This window comes from Sphingobium boeckii (assembly GCF_014199215.1).
Taxonomy (GTDB): Bacteria; Pseudomonadota; Alphaproteobacteria; order Sphingomonadales; family Sphingomonadaceae; genus Sphingobium_A; species Sphingobium_A boeckii.
Genome location: NZ_JACIJC010000003.1, coordinates 235,835 through 254,592 on the forward strand (window position 1 = coordinate 235,835; position 18,758 = coordinate 254,592).

General features: G+C 62.7%; 15 protein-coding genes. 3 read left to right on the forward strand and 12 right to left on the reverse strand.

The features are described from left to right. The first annotated feature begins 88 nt into the window (after positions 1-88). From FHS49_RS09635 to FHS49_RS09645, 3 genes are all read left to right on the forward strand, one after another. Positions 89-1,273: an ROK family transcriptional regulator gene (locus FHS49_RS09635; RefSeq protein WP_246350549.1), complete on the forward strand. Its 1,185-nt coding sequence runs from the start codon at positions 89-91 to the stop codon at positions 1,271-1,273. A gap of 125 nt (positions 1,274-1,398) precedes the next feature. Then, the gene (locus FHS49_RS09640; protein WP_184017845.1) at positions 1,399-1,995 is read left to right on the forward strand and encodes a TetR family transcriptional regulator; all 597 of its coding nucleotides are present in this window, start codon (positions 1,399-1,401) and stop codon (positions 1,993-1,995) included. Between the two features lie 16 nt (positions 1,996-2,011). After that, entirely contained in the window at positions 2,012-3,898 is a 1,887-nt protein-coding gene (locus tag FHS49_RS09645; RefSeq protein ID WP_246350551.1) for a tannase/feruloyl esterase family alpha/beta hydrolase, read from the forward strand. Between the two features lie 87 nt (positions 3,899-3,985). On the opposite strand, the gene FHS49_RS09650 is transcribed toward FHS49_RS09645, so the two are convergent. The 12 genes from FHS49_RS09650 to FHS49_RS09705 all read right to left on the reverse strand — a co-directional run bounded on the left by FHS49_RS09650 (position 3,986) and on the right by FHS49_RS09705 (position 18,618). After that, positions 3,986-5,821, reverse strand: a complete 1,836-nt coding sequence (locus FHS49_RS09650) for a tannase/feruloyl esterase family alpha/beta hydrolase (protein ID WP_246350553.1) — start codon at positions 5,819-5,821, stop codon at positions 3,986-3,988. 116 nt (positions 5,822-5,937) lie between these two features. After that, positions 5,938-6,285, reverse strand: coding sequence for an ankyrin repeat domain-containing protein (locus FHS49_RS09655; protein ID WP_184017847.1), 348 nt, complete (start codon positions 6,283-6,285; stop codon positions 5,938-5,940). Positions 6,286-6,360: 75 nt separating this feature from the next. After that, the gene (locus FHS49_RS09660; protein ID WP_221240459.1) at positions 6,361-8,613 is read right to left on the reverse strand and encodes a beta-glucosidase family protein; all 2,253 of its coding nucleotides are present in this window, start codon (positions 8,611-8,613) and stop codon (positions 6,361-6,363) included. A gap of 47 nt (positions 8,614-8,660) precedes the next feature. After that, positions 8,661-9,869, reverse strand: a complete 1,209-nt coding sequence (manD, locus tag FHS49_RS09665; protein ID WP_184017849.1) for a D-mannonate dehydratase ManD — start codon at positions 9,867-9,869, stop codon at positions 8,661-8,663. Between the two features lie 125 nt (positions 9,870-9,994). Next, complete coding sequence (locus FHS49_RS09670; protein ID WP_184017851.1) at positions 9,995-10,693, reverse strand: FadR/GntR family transcriptional regulator; 699 nt, start codon at positions 10,691-10,693, stop codon at positions 9,995-9,997. 95 nt (positions 10,694-10,788) lie between these two features. Next, on the reverse strand, positions 10,789-11,574 hold the full coding sequence (locus tag FHS49_RS09675) for an SDR family oxidoreductase (RefSeq protein WP_184017853.1): 786 nt from the start codon (positions 11,572-11,574) through the stop codon (positions 10,789-10,791). A gap of 2 nt (positions 11,575-11,576) precedes the next feature. After that, positions 11,577-12,407: an NAD(P)-dependent oxidoreductase gene (locus FHS49_RS09680; RefSeq protein WP_184017855.1), complete on the reverse strand. Its 831-nt coding sequence runs from the start codon at positions 12,405-12,407 to the stop codon at positions 11,577-11,579. Then, positions 12,404-13,159, reverse strand: a complete 756-nt coding sequence (locus FHS49_RS09685) for an SDR family NAD(P)-dependent oxidoreductase (RefSeq protein ID WP_425502687.1) — start codon at positions 13,157-13,159, stop codon at positions 12,404-12,406. The genes FHS49_RS09680 and FHS49_RS09685 overlap by 4 nt, the downstream gene beginning before the upstream one ends. 17 nt (positions 13,160-13,176) lie before the next feature. Next, positions 13,177-13,959 (reverse strand): carboxymuconolactone decarboxylase family protein, encoded by a 783-nt coding sequence (locus FHS49_RS09690; protein ID WP_184017859.1) that lies wholly within the window; start codon positions 13,957-13,959, stop codon positions 13,177-13,179. Continuing rightward, positions 13,956-15,440, reverse strand: coding sequence for an aldehyde dehydrogenase family protein (locus tag FHS49_RS09695; RefSeq protein WP_184017861.1), 1,485 nt, complete (start codon positions 15,438-15,440; stop codon positions 13,956-13,958). The genes FHS49_RS09690 and FHS49_RS09695 overlap by 4 nt, the downstream gene beginning before the upstream one ends. A gap of 148 nt (positions 15,441-15,588) precedes the next feature. Next, positions 15,589-17,145, reverse strand: a complete 1,557-nt coding sequence (locus FHS49_RS09700) for a fatty acyl-CoA synthetase (RefSeq protein ID WP_184017863.1) — start codon at positions 17,143-17,145, stop codon at positions 15,589-15,591. Between the two features lie 6 nt (positions 17,146-17,151). After that, positions 17,152-18,618, reverse strand: a complete 1,467-nt coding sequence (locus tag FHS49_RS09705; protein ID WP_184017865.1) for an LVIVD repeat-containing protein — start codon at positions 18,616-18,618, stop codon at positions 17,152-17,154. Positions 18,619-18,758 lie beyond the last annotated feature (140 nt).

An 18,758-nucleotide genomic window follows, 5' to 3' on the forward strand; every position in this document is an offset into this window, starting at 1 on the left:
GCGGCTCCTGTCAACAATTATTTACTCTGACTAATTTAATGGCGGGCGTGGTTGGACGGATGGCGATGTTTCGGGCTATCAGATTCCCATGCGCCGCCCGCCCACCTCGCTTAATCGTCAACAAATCGTGCGTGCGATACATCGTAACGGCCCGATCTCGCGCGTCGAAATCGCGGAACGAACGGGTCTATCAACGCCGACAATTGGTGAGGTGAGCGCCGATCTTCTGGCCAAGGGCCTGGTTTGCGAAACGCCCGACGACCGGCCGGGCCGCAGCCGGGGCCGCGGTCGGCCAAGGGTGCTCCTCGAAATCCAGGCCGATGGCGCTCTGATCATTGCGGCCAGCCTCACCTGGCAGGGCGCTTTCGAAGCGACGTTCGTCAATCTGGCCGGCGAATTTCTATACGGATCTTCCAAGCCGGTCGCCGTGCACGATACCATCGATTCCCTGATCCTTGAGCTGATGTCCATTCTGGAAACCATCATCGGCGACAGCCCTTTCGACGCGCATCAGATCGCCCGGATCGCGATCGCGCTGCCCGGCGCTGTCGATAGCCGCAATGGTCTTGTCCGCTGGATCCCGACGCTTCCACGCGGCAACAGCCCTGTCGCGGCGATCATTCAGCAGCGCTTGAACGTGCCCGTGACCATCGAAAGCGATCTGGAAGCCCTGGCGCGCGCGCGTTACTGGTTTTCCGATGGACCGATGCCGCCGAGCTTCATGCTGCTGCATATCGGTTTCGGCGTGGGCGCTGCTCATTATGTCAATGACGCGCCACGCATGACCACAAGCGGCATCAGCGAATTCGGTCATGTCAAAACTGACTTTGGCGCAGACGCGCGAGCGTGTTTTTGCGGCGGCAAAGGATGCGTCACGGCCTATAGTTCCATGAGCGGTATTCTGGAAAAAGTGGGGCGGTGGGATCCGCGCAGCGAAAATATGGAGCAGTTGAGCGCCACGTTCCAGCGCGTGATGCGTATGGCGAGCGAAGGCGATTCCGCCACGATCGAGATTTTTCAGGAGGCCGGCCGCCATCTGGGCGTTGCGCTGGCCAATCAGATCAACGCCAATGATCCGGGCCATGTCATCATCCAAACATCGGTTCAGGGGCTAGCCGCGCTGCTTGAGCCTTCCTTCCACCGCGCGCTGGAAATCAACGCCGTGCCGGTGGTTCTCGAACGAACGTCGTTTCAATCCGAAGTGCCGCCCGATGACTGGCGCTGGAAAGGCGCGGCCGCGCTGGCGCTGGAACAGATTTACTCCAGGGAATAGGCCGCGACTATCGAGGTGCCCGCGCCTTCTGCCTGATATTGCTGCGGGCGTCGTCATGCGCTATCTACCATATGGTGGATAGCATACATAAAAAACGCGGAACGCGGATTCGCAAGGATTATGACGTGCGGCGCGCCGAGATCGTCGGAGCCGCCATCCGGCTTGTCGGCGCGCGCGGCTATTACGGCATGACGGTGCAGATGCTGGCCGAAAGCTGCAACCTCACCAAGGCCGGCTGGCTGCATTATTTCGCATCCAAGGATGACATGCTCGCAGAATTGCTCGACGAGCTTGAGCGCCGGGACACCGCCTTGCTGGCACCGATCGTCACCGCGGGCATGGCGGGCGACGCGGCGGCCAAGCGCGCCGCGCTCATGACATTGCTCGATACGATCATCACCCGCTTTATCGATTGCCCGGACATCGGCCGATTTGCGCTGGTGCTTCAGGGCGAAGCGATCGATCCGGATCATCCCGCGCACGCACGATTTCGAGACAGGGAGGCTGTGGCGCTCCAGGTTTACGCCACCTTGCTGACGCCGACGTCCCCCCGCCCTGCGCTGACCGCCCGGATGCTCCATGCGTTGATGACCGGGCTGGCGCAGCAATGGTTGCGCGCGGCGCGGACGTTCGATCTGCTCGCCACTTGGCGCGAGGCTTCGGAAGCCATGCTGCCGGGTGCCCGCCCGCCCCCGACTGAACCGCATTTGCGACACGATTAAAAAAGGAAGTTTGGAGATGATGACATCGACCCCGGCCGCCCCCCGCGCCGAACGCCGCACCCGGCTTTTGGGGGGCGCGTCCTTCGCTTTTGCCGCACTGACGGGTTGTGCTGCCGGAACCACCGCTGAACGGCTCGCAACCAGCGCAGCCCCGATGGATATCGCGCAATTGTGCCGTCCCGAAGCGATCGAGGCCGTCGCCGCCACGCTCTCCACCAAAGTCACCATAAGGGAGATTCCAAACGGTCCGAAGCTGACCGGAGGCACGAAGCTCATTGCGGCGACCGACAGACTTCCGGCGTATTGCCAGATCACCGGCAGCTATGTGACCAATCCGGCGACGGGGAAAACTGCCAATTTCCTCGCCACCCTGCCCGTCAACTGGAATGGCAAATATCTCCAGCTCGGCTGTTCGGGTTCGTGTGGCGTCTTGCTGATGAACAATCCGGCCGCGCCGCCCATCACCATCACCGCCCAGGGCTATCCCGGCCAGATTCTTGAGAAGGGTTATGCCACTTTCGGCAACGATCTCGGCCATATCGCCACGGGCGGCGCGCTCAGCATGGATTGGGCGATCAAGGGGCCGGGGAAAATCGACGAAGAGGGATTGATCGATTTCAACTACCGTGCCGATCAGGTGATGGCGCGGATGGGCAAGGAATTCACCAGGGCTTTTTACGCGCAGGCCAGTGGTGCCCCGCCCAAGATCACCCGATCCTATTTCAACGGCTGCTCGCAAGGCGGGCGTGAAGCGCTGGTCGCCGCATCGCGTTTTCCGGAGGAATTTGACGGGATCATCGCCGGTTCGCCCGCCATCAGCTTTGCCGACATCGGATTTCAGGTGGGCGGCGCGGCCGTCGCCACGCTGCGTTCCAGCGACGCCGCCGTCAGCGCGCCCTTGATGGCGCTCGTCGGCAAGACCGTGACGCAGCAGTGCGACGCGCTCGATGGGCTTTCCGATGGACTGATCCAGAATCCCGCCGCGTGCGACTTTAAGCCGGAACGCGATCTGCCGCTATGCGACGGCAGCAATGCCGGGCAATGCTTCACCAAGGCGCAGACACAGAGCGTGAGCGCACTGCTCTCCGCTGCGGTCGACGAAAAGGGCGCAATGGTGCAGCCGGGTTATTCGGTGAGCGAGCCGGCGGCCGATTTCAGCCCTACGAAGCGGCCTGCCGATCTGGGCAATCCCGTGCCCTGGACGCCGGGAGATGCGGGATCGGGATATTGGGGGCTGGCCGAAGGGGTGCTGGCGACGCTGGCGCACCGCAACGACCCCGCGTTCCGCCTGCGATCGATCTTCTCATATGGCACGGGCGGCCGATCGGGCATGGATGGCTTTCACACGATCGTTCCGCAAAGCGAGGTGGCGCTTGCCCGCTCCGTGCTCGGCAGAGGCAGCCCGCGCGCTGCCGATATGGGCGGCCTGATGCGTTCGCGCACCAAGCTGATCCTGTACCATAATCTGAGCGATCAGGTGCTGACGCCCTATATGTCGATCAACTTCTACAAGCGACTGGCGGCGCTGCATGGCGGCTATTCGCGCGTCCAGCGCACGGCGCGCCTGTTCACCCTGCCCGGCACGGCGCATTGCGGCATGGCGGGTGTGGGGCCGGCCAATTTCGATGCGATGGGCGCACTGGAATCCTGGGTGGAGCATGGTGCCGCGCCAAACGCTTTGCTGGCACGCCAGAATGATCCGAAGACCACCATCGTCACGATGGGCAAGGTCGATTGGTCCAAGCCCGCGATCCGCACGATGCCGCTGTGCAAATTCCCCGAAATGGCGCGCTACAAGGGCGCAGGCGACGTGAAGGACGCTGCCAATTGGGCCTGCAAGGCGGGGGACACATCGATGCTGCAGATCGGCCAAAGTGGACGGCAGGCCGGCGTAACGGACTGATCCGCCGGGCCGCCGTCCTTATTAACTATGACGGTGAATGTCCCAAGGCCGTCACGCCGATGGCCTTGGGATTTTCCATCGGGTGCGTCAGTCCAGCACGCCCGCCTGCCGCCCGGTTTCACCCACCGTCAGCAACCTTTTGTCCTTGGCGGAACAGCTCCAGTTCGACGCGTCCTTCACGTCCCCCTGGCCGCTGTAGCGCGCCATTTCGGGGAATTTGCAGAGCGTTTGCGTCCAGTTCGGAAATTGCAGTGCGGCGGCGGGCTTGGCACCCGGCGTGAACTGGCGCGCGGCGACGTTGGCTTTCAGAGCATCGGGTGCCTGGCCCTTTTCAACCCAATTTTCCATCGTCGACAGAGCATCGAAGCTGTTGGGGCCGATGCCGCTGATGCTGCAATGGGATGTTGCCGGGATCATGAACAGGCGGGCTTTTTTCTGCACTTTCGCATAGCCGCCATGGTCTTTGGCCATACGCTTGTAATAATTGATGGAATTGTAAGGCGTCAGCGCCTCGTCGCTCCAATTGTGCCACATCAGCAGCTTGGTCTTGCTCTTCATCAACCGGCCGGTGTTTTCCGGAAGATGGCCCATGCCTTGGCGGATAGCGGATTTGATGCGCTCGGCTTCGGCCGCAGGGAAGACCGCGCGATAGCCCGTGACCTGGCCGGGGCCACCGTCCTTGAAGGTATAGTTGGAGGCGATGGCGAAGCCGGGATCATTGCGGTGCACAAAGATCTTCTGCACCGCGTCTCCCAGGCCCGCCAGACCGGGGCCGCCGCCGACCTGGAGTTCGCTCACGGAATAGCCCGGCTGCAGCACATTGCCCTTTTCATCCGTGACCCCCGTCAGGATCGTGCTGAGCATATTGACCTGTGCCTTCGTGAAGCACTGGCCGCCCGGCGTATCGCCGTCGCACTTCGGCAGATCGCGCTCGGGGCGGAAATTGCAGGCCGCCGGATTCTGGATGACCCCGTCCTTCACCCCATCCAGTCCGTCGCATTGCGATTTCACGATGCCGTCCAGATAAGAAAGCTGGGCTGCGGATACGATGCCCTTGGGGGGCTGGCTGGCCAGCACGCCGATCCCTGACGAGTGCATGGCGACGCCCAGGATATTATAGGCAGAGCCGGCAATGATGCCGTCGAACTTCTCCGGGAAATAGGATGAGGCCACCAGCGCATCACGCCCGCCGCCGGAACAGCCGTTGAAATAGGAGCGCGTCAGCTTGGCAGGTGCCCCGTTCGCCCGGCCGTAAAAGCCCTTGGTAAAGGCCTTGCCCATATCGGCCAGCACCAGATCGGCGCGATACAGGAAATCGTCGATGAAATCCTGGTCTACCGTCCCATCCTTGCGGACGGCCCATTTGCCGCCGTCCATACCCACATGGCCCTCATCCGTAGCGAAATGGGCATAGCCCTTGTCGATGATCTGCTCGGGATAGCCCTGCGAGGTAACGGTGATCGGCGGCAGGCCTGGATTGCTGACATAGAATTGCCCGCAATGCCCGCTGCATCCCGACTGCAGATATTTGCCATTCCAATCGGCGGGAAAAGTCGCCAGGAAATTGGCGGTCTTCCCGGTCTTGGGATTGGTCACGAAGCTCCCCGTGACCTGACAATAAGCCGGCGTCACGCCCTTGGCCTCAACGAATTTGGTCGCGCTCTGGAACGGGCCGTTTTCGATCTTCTTCACGGTGACGCCGGTGGACAGCGTCGAGGCGACAGCCTGAACCGCTTCCGCGGTGCACAGCCCCCCCAGATTGGTCACGGATTGCATCGGCTTTGCCACCGGCCCATTTTGCTGGGCGGCGCTGCTGGTGGCCATCGCCAAAGCGATCGTCATCCCCGCCGCGATCTTCGTGCGCCGCAACGGCCTTGGTGAACGCCGCGCATCATCCATGTCTGTCGTGTGATTCAGGGTCATAGGCCTCTCCATCGAACCTCAAACGGGCTCTACCAACCAACCAGTCGGCAAGACTTACTCCCTAGAAGCCCGCCTATGTCAAGACCGATCGCATCGTGGAGGAAAGGGATAGCGCATTATTGGGCCGCGATGGCAGCGCTGAGCACGGCCCGCACCTCTGGCACGGTCGTCATATCCGCCGGTGTGCTGCCGCTTTTGGCGCGGATGGCCGGATCGGCACCCCGGTCCAGAAGCGCTTGCACCGCACCCAGCGAACCCTTCTGCGCGGCATAATGAAGGAGGGTGAGGCCATCCTCATCCTGCATGTTCACCGAAAAGGCACCCATGGTGATTCCAAGCAGCGCGCTTTCCAGATCCCCCGCAACGATGCTCTGCCGCGCCTCTTCAAATGCGTCCATCGCCAGAGCCGGGCTGGATGACAGCCCCATGAGCAAAGCGGCTAGGCCCAATATGATCTTACGCATCGATCCGTCCTTCATAGCGCGCGAGCGCGTGATCGTGGCTCGCCATATCGCGTTATGCCGATCCTGGCTGACTTTCTACTGAACGGCCGCAGACTGGCTTCCGGTGATTTCAACCGTCTTGGAAAAGGCGATATCGGCGGACGATGTTCCGAGCATCAACGTATAGGCACCGCCCGGCGTCACCCATGACTGGCGGGCGGAATCGAAGATGCCGAACGGATGATTGGAGGCCGCGGGGTCCAATATGATTTCCACCTGCTTCTTCTGCCCGGGCTGCAACCACAGCTTTTCGAAGCCGACGAGGCGCTTGGGGGGTTCCCCGCTGCCCTTTGGAAATGCCAGATAAAGCTGGGCCACCTCGGCACCGGCCACCTTGCCGGTGTTGCGGATCTTGAATTTGACCTTGATCTGCTTCTTGTCTGCAGACGCGCGGGAGACCTTGAAGCCGGACAGCGCGAAATCGGTATAGGATTTGCCATATCCGAATGGAAACAGCGGCTTGATCGCCTTGGCGTCGAACCAGCGATAGCCCATCTCAAGCCCTTCGGAATATTCCACCTTGCGCATCTTCCCGTCGGGTACGCCGGGAAACCGCTCAGGCGCGTTGGCGGGCAGATCCGCCGCCGCGACAGGATAGGTGACCGGCGTCTTTCCCGACGGATTGGCCAGGCCAAGCAAAAGGCGAGCGACGATATTGCCGTCCTCCTGACCGGGATACCAGGCCTCCATCACCGCTGGAACCTTGTCGATCCAGGGCATCAGGACCGACGCATTGTCTTTCAGCACCAGCGCCGTGCGGGGATTGGCAGCGGCGATCGCGGCGATCATGGCATCCTGACCATGCGGCAGATTGAGATCGGGAAGATCTTTCCCCTCCTCGGCCAGCGCACCCGCCATCACGATCGTGACATCCGCCGTCCGCGCGGCTTCCACCGCAGCGGCGAGATTGCTGTTATCGTCGGCAACGACCGTCAGCATCACCTTGGCCGATGATCCCAGTTCGGCGAGCGTCTTTTGCAATCCCTCCATCGGCGACACCGTATAATAAGGGATCACCTGCGAACTGCCACCACCGCCCACCACCGATTTGGAAACGAAATCGCCTTTGCCGATGACCGCGATCGTCCGCACCGTCTTGGCGTCCAGCGGCAGAAGCGCGCCTTCATTCTTGAGCAGAACCGCGGTCTGCTCACCGATCCGACGCGCCGCCGCGCCGCCGCCGGCTATGTCCAGCGGCGTTTGCGCCACGGGCCGGTCGAAAATGCCGAGCCGGAACATCTGCAGATAACGGCGTGTCAGCGCCAGATCGATATCGGCGGCGGTGATCTCCCCCTCGGCCAGCGCCGGCTTGAAGCCCTCGGGGGTAAACCAGGTCAGATAGCCGGGCACCGTCATGCGAAGGCCAGGCATTTCGTGATCCATGCCCGCGCGCAGCGCCTTCAGGCTCTGAACGGCGAAGAAATCCGACTGGACATAGCCCTTGAAGCCCCATTGGCCTCTCAAAATGTCGGTCAGGATATGCTTGTTCTCGCACATCTGGCTGCCGTTGACGCTATTGTAGGAGCACATCACCGACGCGACATCCCCGTCCTTGACCGCCATTTCGAAGGGGAGCAGGTAAATCTGGTGCAGCACGCGATCGTCGATGATCACGTTGACCGTCTTGCGATCGGTTTCCTGATCATTGGCCACGATATGCTTGGGCATCGCGATCACGCCATGCTTTTGGATGGCGCGGATTTGCGCCACGCCCATCGTGCCGGTGAGGAAGGGATCTTCCCCGAAATATTCGAAATTGCGGCCGGCCTGTGGCACGCGCGCCATGTTGAGACCCGGGCTCTCCATCACCTGCAGCGCCATGCTGAGGGATTCGCGTCCCAGAAGATCACCGAATGTGGATGCGACATTCCGATCGAAGGACGCTGCCACGCCGATCGCCGAAGGCAGGGCCGTGGCTTTGGCGGAAAGCTGGCTCATCATGGATTCGCTGGCGGTGAGATCCGGCTGGCCGGGCTTGGGCAAGGGCACGCAATCATTCTGCCCCACGCCCACGGGGCCATTGGTGATCCGCAGCGTCGGAATCTGGAGCCGGGTCAATCCGGGCACATGGCGACCGCCATAGCATTGCGGCAGTTCGGGCACGATGCCGGGCGCACCCACCATCTGCTGAAACTTCTCGTCCAGCGTCATCGCCTCGATCAGCAATTTGGTGCGCTGTTCGGGGGAGAGCGAACGATCCATCCACGCCGGCGATTGCGCCGACGCCGAAGGTGCGAGGAACAAGCCCGCTGAAAGCAGCCCAAGCCTTGCCGTAGCGCGCATCCTCATTCGTCTCTCCTGTTATACCCGGTTTTTGCGTTCAAGCGGCCGGCGCATCACCAATTCCACATGGTTCCATCTTCGAGCCGCGCGACCGGAAGATAAGCCGGCTTATACGGATATTTCGCGGCTTCGGCCTCATCGATATCGACGCCATGTCCGGGCGTGTCGCCCACATAGAGCATACCCTTTTCGAAGCGGTAATCATGCGGGAAAACCGCATCCGTCTCCGGCGTATGCCGCATATATTCCTGAATGCCGAAATTCGGCACCCAGGTGTCAAAGTGCAGCGCGGTGCCCATGGTGACGGGCGAGAGATCGGTCGCCCCATGGCAGCCGGTGCGGATTTGATAGAGCGCCGCGAAATCGGCGATCCGGCGGAGATGCGTCACCCCGCCTGCGCCGACGATGGTGCAGCGGATATAGTCGATCAACTGATTCTGGATGAGATCCTTGGCATCCCAGATCGTGTTGAAAATCTCGCCCACCGCCAGCGGAGTCACGGTATGCTGGCGGATGAGCTTGAACGCCTCCTGATTTTCCGCAGGCGTCGCATCTTCCAGCCAGAATAATTGATACGGCTCCAGCATCTTGCCCAGATTGGCCGCTTCCTGCGGCGTATAACGGTGATGCCCATCGTGCAGCAGATGATGATCGAACCCGTAGGTATCGCGCAGCTTTTCGAATAATTTGGGCACGAAATTCAGCGCCTTGCGCGTGTCCCAGCCGGTGACGCTGGGCAGCGCCGCATCGGCGGGCTCGTAGAAAAGCTTGCCGCGGCCCACGCCATAGGCATCCTTGATGCCAGGAACCCCGGCCTGCGCGCGTATCGCCTTATATCCCAGATCGATATACTGGCCGACCGCGTCCACCGTCTCCTCGATATCGGAGCCATTGGCGTGGCCATAGACCATCACGCCATCACGGCTGCGGCCGCCCAGCAGATCGTAAAGCGGCATCCCGGCCATCTTGGCCTTGATATCCCACAAGGCCACATCGACCGCGGCGATCGCCCGCATCGTCACGGGGCCGCGCCGCCAATAGGCACCACGATAGAGATATTGCCAGATATCCTCGATCCGGCGGGGATCCATGCCGATCAGGCACGGCAGCACATGATCTTCCAGATAGCTGACGACCGACAGTTCGCGCCCGTTCAGCGTTGCATCGCCAATGCCGTAAACACCCTGATCGGTCTCGATCTTGAGCGTGACGAAATTCCGTCCGGGACAAGTGACGATAACCCTGGCGGCTTGTATCTTCATGGCATCCTCTATCCCGATCGGAGCACGGCGCGGCGTGTCCGCGCGTCCCGAAACGCCCTCTTCTTTGCCTGACCAATTTGGCCTGTCAAGTCAGGCATTTTTGGTCATACCAATTTGACGCACGTTCACCGGGCCACCCGGCGCAGCAATTCGCGGCGGTGTCGCTCCGCCTCGAAGCGGGCACGGTCCGGATCTTTGTCGATGATCGCGCCAATGATATGATGACGCCATCGCCGCCAGGCGTGCAGCCCCTCCTCGCCTTCGAAGATCCGGGGAATGGGGGCGCTGCGATAGAAGCGCATGGCCACGCCCGCGAGCAACTCCATCAGCGGACGATCGACCATTTTGAACAATATGGCGTGCAGATCATCCTCCAGCGCAACCGAATCCTCGCTGGTCACGCATTGATCGATCCGCATTTCGAGCACGGCCAGCTCCTCGAACAGCGTGTCATTCCGGCATGAGGCCGCAGCAGGCATGATCTCGCAATCAAGCAGGGTCATCATTTCGAGCGCTTCATAATGATCCGAATGCCGGCCGCGCAGATAGGCCGCCATCGAACGCTCAAGCGCCGCCGCATCGGGACGCCGGCCAAAATAGCCGCCTCCTGGGCCGCGGCGGACATGAAGCAGCCCTTCATGCTCCAGCACGCGCGCGGCTTGCTGCACGGTTGCAGTCCCGACGCCCAGCGATCTGGCGAGATCGGGCAGCGCGCCGATCCGTTCGTCAGGAGCCTCGGACAGGATCAACTCACGCAGCCGCTCCGCCGTGGCGCTGACGAGGCGCTGGGTGTCGGGCTCATCCGGATGCTTGCTTTTCGCCATGATCACCCTTTGCGCCGTCACTGCCGCACGTCAGTTCGTGTCCGCCGCCGCTATCGGCGACCGCCGGCGCAAATTCAATGCGTCCGGTGGCCGGGTCAGGGTCTGATCACCCAGCCGCCGTCGACGTGGAACACCTGCCCCGTGATCCATGCGCCCGCCTGCGAGCACAATAGCAGCAACGTGCCCACCAGTTCGTCAGGCGTGCCGCGCACGCGCATCGCGACGTTCATTTCGAGAAATTTGATGAATGGCGATTCGTCGGGGGTCAGCAATTTGCCGGCATCGCTGGTGACGTTGCCGGGCGCGATCGCGTTGACGGCGATGCCTTCGCGGCCCAATTGCTTGGCCAGCGTGGTGGTCAGGCCCAGCAGGGCAAGCTTGCTGACGCCATAGATGGACGCGGCAGGAAACGCACCGCCCGAAACCTGATTGATGATCCGCCCGCCGCCGCGCTTGCGCAGTTCTGGGATGACGGCCTGCGCGCAGAGCAAAGATCCGGTCACGTTGACGTTCATGATCCGGTTCCACTCGTCGAGCGCGATATCGGCCGCGGCGAGCGCGCCCAATTCGGCCATCAGCGCCGCATTGTTGACGAGGATATCGACGCCGCCGAAAGCCGCGACAGCGCTTGCGACCATGGCATCGGCGGAGGCCTTGTCCGTGATGTCGACCGTCACCGCGATCGCCTTGCCGCCACTGGCCAAAATCTCGTCCGCCACCGCCTGTGCGCCGTCGCCATTGATGTCGGCGACCACCACCGCTGCGCCGGCACCCGCCAGTCCGAGCGCATAGGCGCGGCCGATGCTGTTGCCGCGGCCTCCGGCACCGGTGACGATGGCCACCTTGTCGTCGATGCGAAACTGGTCGATTGAAAAGCTCATAGTCATTCCCCCTGGGGCTGTGCGCGCGCGATGCGATCAAGAAATGGTTCGGCAACGCCATCGAGAATGGCGAAGCCCGCTTCGTCGGACAGCAGGGTTTTGAGCAGCCCCACATCCTTGGCGAGCAGCTTTGCGCCATGCCCGAACAACGCGATATCCGGCAGGCGCGCGCGGACTTCAAAGCCGAAGCTGCGTCCGCTGCTGGCCTTGACGAGATCGATCAGCGCGGCCTTTTCGAGGCCGAGCGATGCGCCCGCGCTCAGCGCTGCATCCGCCAGGGCCATATTGGCGGCCATCAGCGCATTGTTGACCAGCTTCGCCAATTGCCCCGCACCGACGCCGCCCAGATGCGCGATCAGGCGGGCAAAGGTTTCGAACACGGGCCGGGCGGCGGCGACCGCCTGGGTTTCGCCGCCCACCATCACGGTCAATGTCCCGTCTGCAGCGCCCTGCCCGCCGCCGCTCACCGGCGCATCGATCAGATCGACGCCCCCGGCCTGAGCCTGAGCGGCCAGCGCGATGCAGGTGTCGGGATGGACGGTCGAATGGATCGCGATGCGGCTGCCCGGCCGCATCGTCGCGAGCAGCGCGGTCACCACCTCACGCGTGCCCGCATCGTCGACCACGCAAATGCCGACATGATCGGCCCGGCTGCCCATGGCGGCGAGATCGGAGACCGTCTCTGCAGCCGTATCCGCATAGGCTTCCAGCGCCTCGGGCCGCCGCGCCCAGAGCAGGAGCGGGAAGCCGGCATCGACGATCCGCCGCGCCATCGCCCCGCCCTGGCTGCCCAGACCGACAAAACCGACAACCGTCTCGTGATCCTGTGTCATCCTGCGGTGATCCCACGGTCCATCGTGACGCAAGCGCCATGGAAGCCCCTGCCAGCGTCGGACGCGAGATAGGCGATCATTTCCGCGACGTCCTCGACCTCGACCAGCCCGCGCATCCCCGTGAAGCGTTTGATCAATTCGTAATCGACGCCTTCGGGCATTCGCAGATCGGCCGCGATATTGGTCATCATGCCCCCCGGCGCGACGGCGTTGATGCGGATCGGCTGCTTCATATATTCCATCGCCATCGCCTTGGTCATGGCGTTCAGGCCCGCCTTGGTGGCGCAATAGGCCGCGGCATAGGCTTCGCCGATGAAGGCCGCAGACGATGTGACGTTGACGATCGCGCCCTCGCGCGCGAGCAGATGCGGGATCGCCGCCTTGCTGAGATGAAAGGGCGCGCTGAGATTGACCGCGAGCGTCTTGTCCCAATCCGTGACCGGCATGTCGGCAGAATTGGCGAAGATGATCAGGCCGGCCACGTTGCACAGCGCGTCGAGATGCCCGAAGGCTTCAACGGCCGCCGCGATCGCACCCGCACATTTTTCGGGTTGAGACAGATCGGCTGCATAGACGATCGCCTCGCGCCCCAAAGCGCGCACCTGCACTGCCGTCTCTTCGAGACCCTCGGCATTCACATCGACCAGGCACAATGCTGCGCCCACACGCGCCAGCGCCAGCGCGGTGCCGCGCCCAAGCCCCGAGGCCGCGCCCGTGACCACCGCCGCCTTGCCCGTCATATCCGCAACCATCGTCATCTGGTGTCCCCTCAAGCCTCGAACGGCAGATTTTTCTCAACCCGCGCCGCCTGTTCCAGCACGGCACCCTGCATCACGGACCCGCGCGGCCATCCGGCATGGACGGCATATTGCAGGACGAATTCCTCCATCTCCGCGCGACTGGCGTTGCCGCTGGCCATGGCCGACCAGACATGACTGCGGATCGGCGTGCTCGCGCCCGAAAAGCCGACGCCGACCAAAGTCAGCCAGCGGCGCGAGCGCTCGTCCAGCCCGGCGCGGTTCCACATTTCGCCGAAGACGAAATTCAGGATCCCCCCTTCGAAATAGGCGGTCTTCGGCGGCGGTCCGCCAAACAGCATATGTTCCTTGAACGAAGCTGCGCCCACCTCATGACGCGCGGTGGCATCCCAGGGCTCGGCACGGATCGGCGCGAAAACCGCTGCGGCCAGGCCCATGGCATCGGCCACGCGGGTCACCGCGGCATCCAATATCCCGCCGCTGCTCCAGCCCGAATAGACCGCCACATGCAGCGCCGCCTCGCGCAGCTCGGCCAGTGAAATCAAGTCTCCGGCGAGCGCGCCGCGCACATAGGTTTCGGTTGCGGCGGCATCCCCCGCTGTGGCGGCGCTGCTCATCGCGATGAGGAAGCGCGCACGCAGGTCCAGCGCGGGACGCGACCAGATTTCCGCATAGATATAATCGCGCCACGAAGCCTCGACCGGGGTCGCAGGTTCGGTTGTCGCACCGCCGAGTTCGGCCTGCAATCTGGCACCCCGCGCGGTGCGCTCCGCCGGATCGAGCAACGCGCTCATTGCGCACCCGCCGGCTTGGAGAGATTCACATAGACGTTCTTCGCCCGCAGAAATTCCCTGAGGCCATCTTCGCCGCCAAGCCGGCCATAGCCGCTCTGCTTGACGCCGCCGAACGGCACGCACGGGGTCATCCCCTCGCCCGCGCCATTGACCGTGACCACGCCTGAATCGAGTTGGCTCGCAACGCTGTGGGCGCGGCGCACATTCTGCGTGTGGATATAGCCGCCCAGGCCATATTCGGTGCCATTGGCGAGCGCGACCACCTCGTCTTCGCTATCGAAGGCGGTGACCGTGAGCACCGGGCCGAACACTTCATGCTGCGCGATATCGGTGCCATTGCCGACATCGGCCAGGATCGTGATCGGCAGGAAGGAACCGTCGGCGCAGTCGCCGCCCAGCCTTTGCCCGCCCGTGACCAGGCGCGCGCCCTCCTGCACCGCGGTATCGACGACACCCAGGATGCGTGTCAGCGCCGTTTCCGAGATCACCGGACCAACCACCGTGCCCTTGTCGAGCGGATCGCCGATCGGAATATGCCCCGCCATCGCGCCGAGCATGGCGAGATATTGATCATAGACCGGCCGCTCCACCAGCAAGCGCGTGCCATTGACGCAGCCCTGGCCATTGGCGCTGATCGCGCCCGAAAGACCGCGCTTCGCCGCATCCTGCAGATCGGCGTCGGCGAACACGATCACTGCCGATTTTCCACCGAGTTCGAGCCCGCACGGCTTCAGCGTATCAGCCGCGCTGCGCAGCACCTTCTTGGCGGTAGGGCCGCTGCCGACGAACTGGATCTTGTCGATGCCGGGATGCGCAACCATGGCCGCGCCGATATCGGCCCCGCCCGTCACGATATTGACCACGCCTTCGGGAAAGCCCGCTTCAATGAACAATTCGCCCAGACGCATCACCGAATACGGCGCGATATCCGGTGCTTTGATGACGATGCAATTGCCCGCCGCCAGCACCGGCGCGGCCACCATCGTCGCGGCGAAAAGCGGGCCGTTCCAGGGGATCACCGCTCCGATGACGCCATAGGGCTCGTAAGACACATAATCGTGCGCGGGGCCGGTCCATGTGCTGATCGTGCGGCCTTCGATCTTGTCAGCCCAGCCCCCGAAATAGCGGAATTTCTGCGCGCCATCCCAGCCGAGATAGGACGTCGCCATGATCACGGAGCCATTCTCGATGGTGGAGAGCGCCGCCAGTTGCTGGCTGTTCGCCTCGATCAGCGCGGCCAGTTTGAACATTAAATTACGGCGCTGATCGCCTGAGAGCGCGCGCCAGGCCGGAAACGCCTTGCGTGCCGCTGCCACCGCTGCATCCACATCATCGGCAGAGGCCATGCGGACCTCGCGAGTCACCTGGCCGGTCGCAGGATAGACATGCGGGATCAGATCCCCGCCCCCATCACTTGCCTTGCCGCCGGTGATCACCGGAAAACGGGGCAGCATCGCCATATCGGGGGCCTGGTAGGTCATAACATCCTCTCTCCGCGCGGTGGCGGGGATTACAATCCTCGCTCAGCCCGAAATCGATAACATGCCTATAATATACCCGTCAACTCTAACAAAAACCGCGCATATTTGCCAGTTGGAGCAATAACATGCACTTTTATGCCCCCCGCGCCTAAATCAGAGTCCGCAATTCCCGTTTCAATATCTTGCCGCTGGCGTTGCGCGGCAGCGACTGGACGATCACGATCCGCTTGGGTGCCTTGAATCCGGAAAGCCGCTCGCGGCAATGGGCCAGCAATTCCCCCTCGTCGGCGGCATGACCGTCTCTTGGGACCACAAAGGCCGTGACCGCCTCCACCCATTGCGGATCGGGCAGCCCGATCACCGCGACCTCGGCCACGCCGGGATGGACATAGAGGATTTCCTCCACCTCGCGCGAAGAGACATTCTCTCCCCCGGTCTTGATCATGTCCTTCTTGCGATCGACGATCGTCAGATATCCCTGGTCGTCGATCGTCGCCAGATCGCCGCTATGAAACCACCCGCCCTCGAACGCCGCCGCGGTCCGCTCGGGATCCTGCCAATAGCCGATCATCAAATGGGGCGAACGATGGACGACTTCGCCGACGTCCCCGGGCGCGACATCGCGCATGGCGTCATCCACCACGCGCGTGCTTACATGCAGCGCGGGCCGGCCGCACGATGCCGGACGATCCGCATGTTCATGGGGAAAGAGGATCGTCGCCACCGGCGCGATTTCGGTCTGCCCATAGAGATTCCAGAGCCGCAAACCGGGCAATCTCTCCTTGATCTCCCGCAAGACTTCGCCCGGCATGATCGACGCGCCATAATAGGCCTTGGCCAGGGACGACAGATCAGACCGATCGAACAGCGGCGAGCGCAGCAGGGATATCCAGATCGTCGCCGGCGCGAAAAACGAGGTGGCGCGATGGGCCGCCAGCAGATGAAGCAGATTGTCCGGCGTGGGCCGCGCCGTGATGATATTGCGGGCACCCACCTGCAGCGCCGGCCCGAGCATCGCATCGAGCTGCGCGCAATGGAATAGGGGCAAGGCATGGAGCGCGATGGTGTCCGCGGTCCATTCGCAATCGATCACGCAGCTTTGATATTGCCACAGCACGGCACCGTGGGTGAGCATCGCGCCCTTCGGCCGGGCTTCGGTGCCGCTGGTGTAGATGATCTGGAGCAGATCATCACAATCCGTTACCTCCGGAGGCAGGTCAGGCGCGCCGAGGAGCGAGTTCCAATCCACCACATCACCGGGCACCGGCTCCAGTTCGCCAGGCAGTCCATAGATGGTTTCGACCGCCTCGCCCCCGGCCTCCCGCCCAATCGCCACGCAATGCGCATCGACAAACAGAAACCGCGCTTGCGAATGCGACAGAATATAGCGCGTATCGTCCACGTTCAGCATGAAATTCACCGGCACCAGCACGCCGCCAGCGCGCGCGACCGCAAAGCGCAAGGCCACGAAAGCGTGACTGTTGCGCGCCATGACCGCAACCCTGTCACCCTTGATCAGACCCGCACTCTTGAGGCCGTTGCAGAGTTGATCGGCGACATGATCGAGATCGGCGTAGCTCCACGAGACGCTGCCGCAGATGATGGCAACCCGCTCGCGATGACGCCGCGCTGACCGCCGCAGCATCGTAGACAGCGATTGCTGCCGCAAGTCGGCACCTGGATTGCCCTCGCCCGCGTCGATCATGCCCGACTACCTTTTCTTGTTGCCGCGCGACGCCTTGCGCGGCAGACCGAGCGCGGCGCGCACCTCTGGCTTCAGTTCAAGCACGTAAAATCCGCTCGCGCCGCAGGCGAGCCAGATATGACCCGTGGCGGGCACATAGCGCACATGCCCGCTGCACGCGTCACCGGGTTTGAAGTAAGCGACTTCGGCGGGCGTTGCGGGCTTGCGGATATCGACGATGCGCAGGCCGGCCCACATGAAATTGAAAAGCCCCATGCGGGTGTCTGTGGCGCTATCCACATCGTTGAAATGCAGCGTTGCCGTGCCCGCCCCCGGCACCACGGCGGCCGGCCCCTTCGCCGCCAGATCCTTGGCCGAACAATTTTCGGGGCGGTTCATCGCCAGCCGGACTTCGCCCGCCACATACGGCTTTCGCTCATCGGCCATGTTGACCAGTTTCGGCCAACTGCTGGGGCACACCATGCCCTCCGTGCCGCCGACCAGATACGGAACGCCCTTGATCCTGGCCCGCATCACCGAATGCCAGCCGCCATGCGGGGCGGTGCCGATCAGCCGCATCTTCGGATCCGCACGGTTGAGCGCGATGTCGCTATTGTCGAGGATGTAGATGCCCCCGGCATCCGGTCCGAAGGTGGCCAGGCTGGGAAAAGGCTCGGTCACGCCCTTGTTCAGATCGCCACCCTTCGAACCGATCACACCGACATAGATCCGCTTCTCGTCGGGACTGATCGACAGTTCGTGCGCGGCAAATTCATGGCTGCCGCCATCCGTTCGCGTCGCCGCGAATTTGCCGATGAAGCGCGGATGGGCCAGATCGCTGATGTCGGTCACCGCGATACCGCCCTTGCCGTCGAAGGGCGAAATGATCGTGCCATAAAGCCGCTTCCCGTCCGCAGACAGCGTCAGCGTATGCACGCTTTGCGGCCATTTCCATTCGGCCATCAGCTTGGGATTCGCGCAATCGGTGACGTCGTAGATATCGGTATAGGCTTCGCTATCCTTCGCGCCGTAAGAGCCGGCCACCAACACCTTGCGTCCCCGCGCCTCGACAGCATGGAGCGTCTCCGACGCATAAAGCGAACCGCGATCGCGCAGCAAGCCGACCTGCCTGGGGGCGCGCGGATCGCTGACGTCGATCACGGCGACACCGAAGCTGGCGGGATCGGCTTTGACGCCGAACACCCCGAGCATGTTGGGCGATGTGCTGGCGACATAAGCGCAATGCCCGGCCCAGGCGAGCTGGATGTTCGAATCGCGGCCAGCGATGGGGGAATGCCCGATCATCCGCACGCCCTTGGCATAAGGACGCGCCAGAATCACGGCCTCTCCGGGCATCGTCTGCCCCTGCAAGCCAGGCTCCGGATTGTCCGCATCCGCCATGCTGGATTGTGCACCCATGGGTGCCGCCTGAAGCGCCAGAAACAGCGCCAGGCCGGCCAGGCTCGCTCTTTTCCAATTCCGGATCACACGCATGTGCATCATTCCATTCCTACCCCTAGATCGGTGCTCTCTCAGCCACTGCAATTACTCAGTGGCTTGAAGATTTCTTGTTGCGCTATACTCATACAATATATTTGGTATCTGATAAGGTCCGAATGCCCTTTATCGGGCCA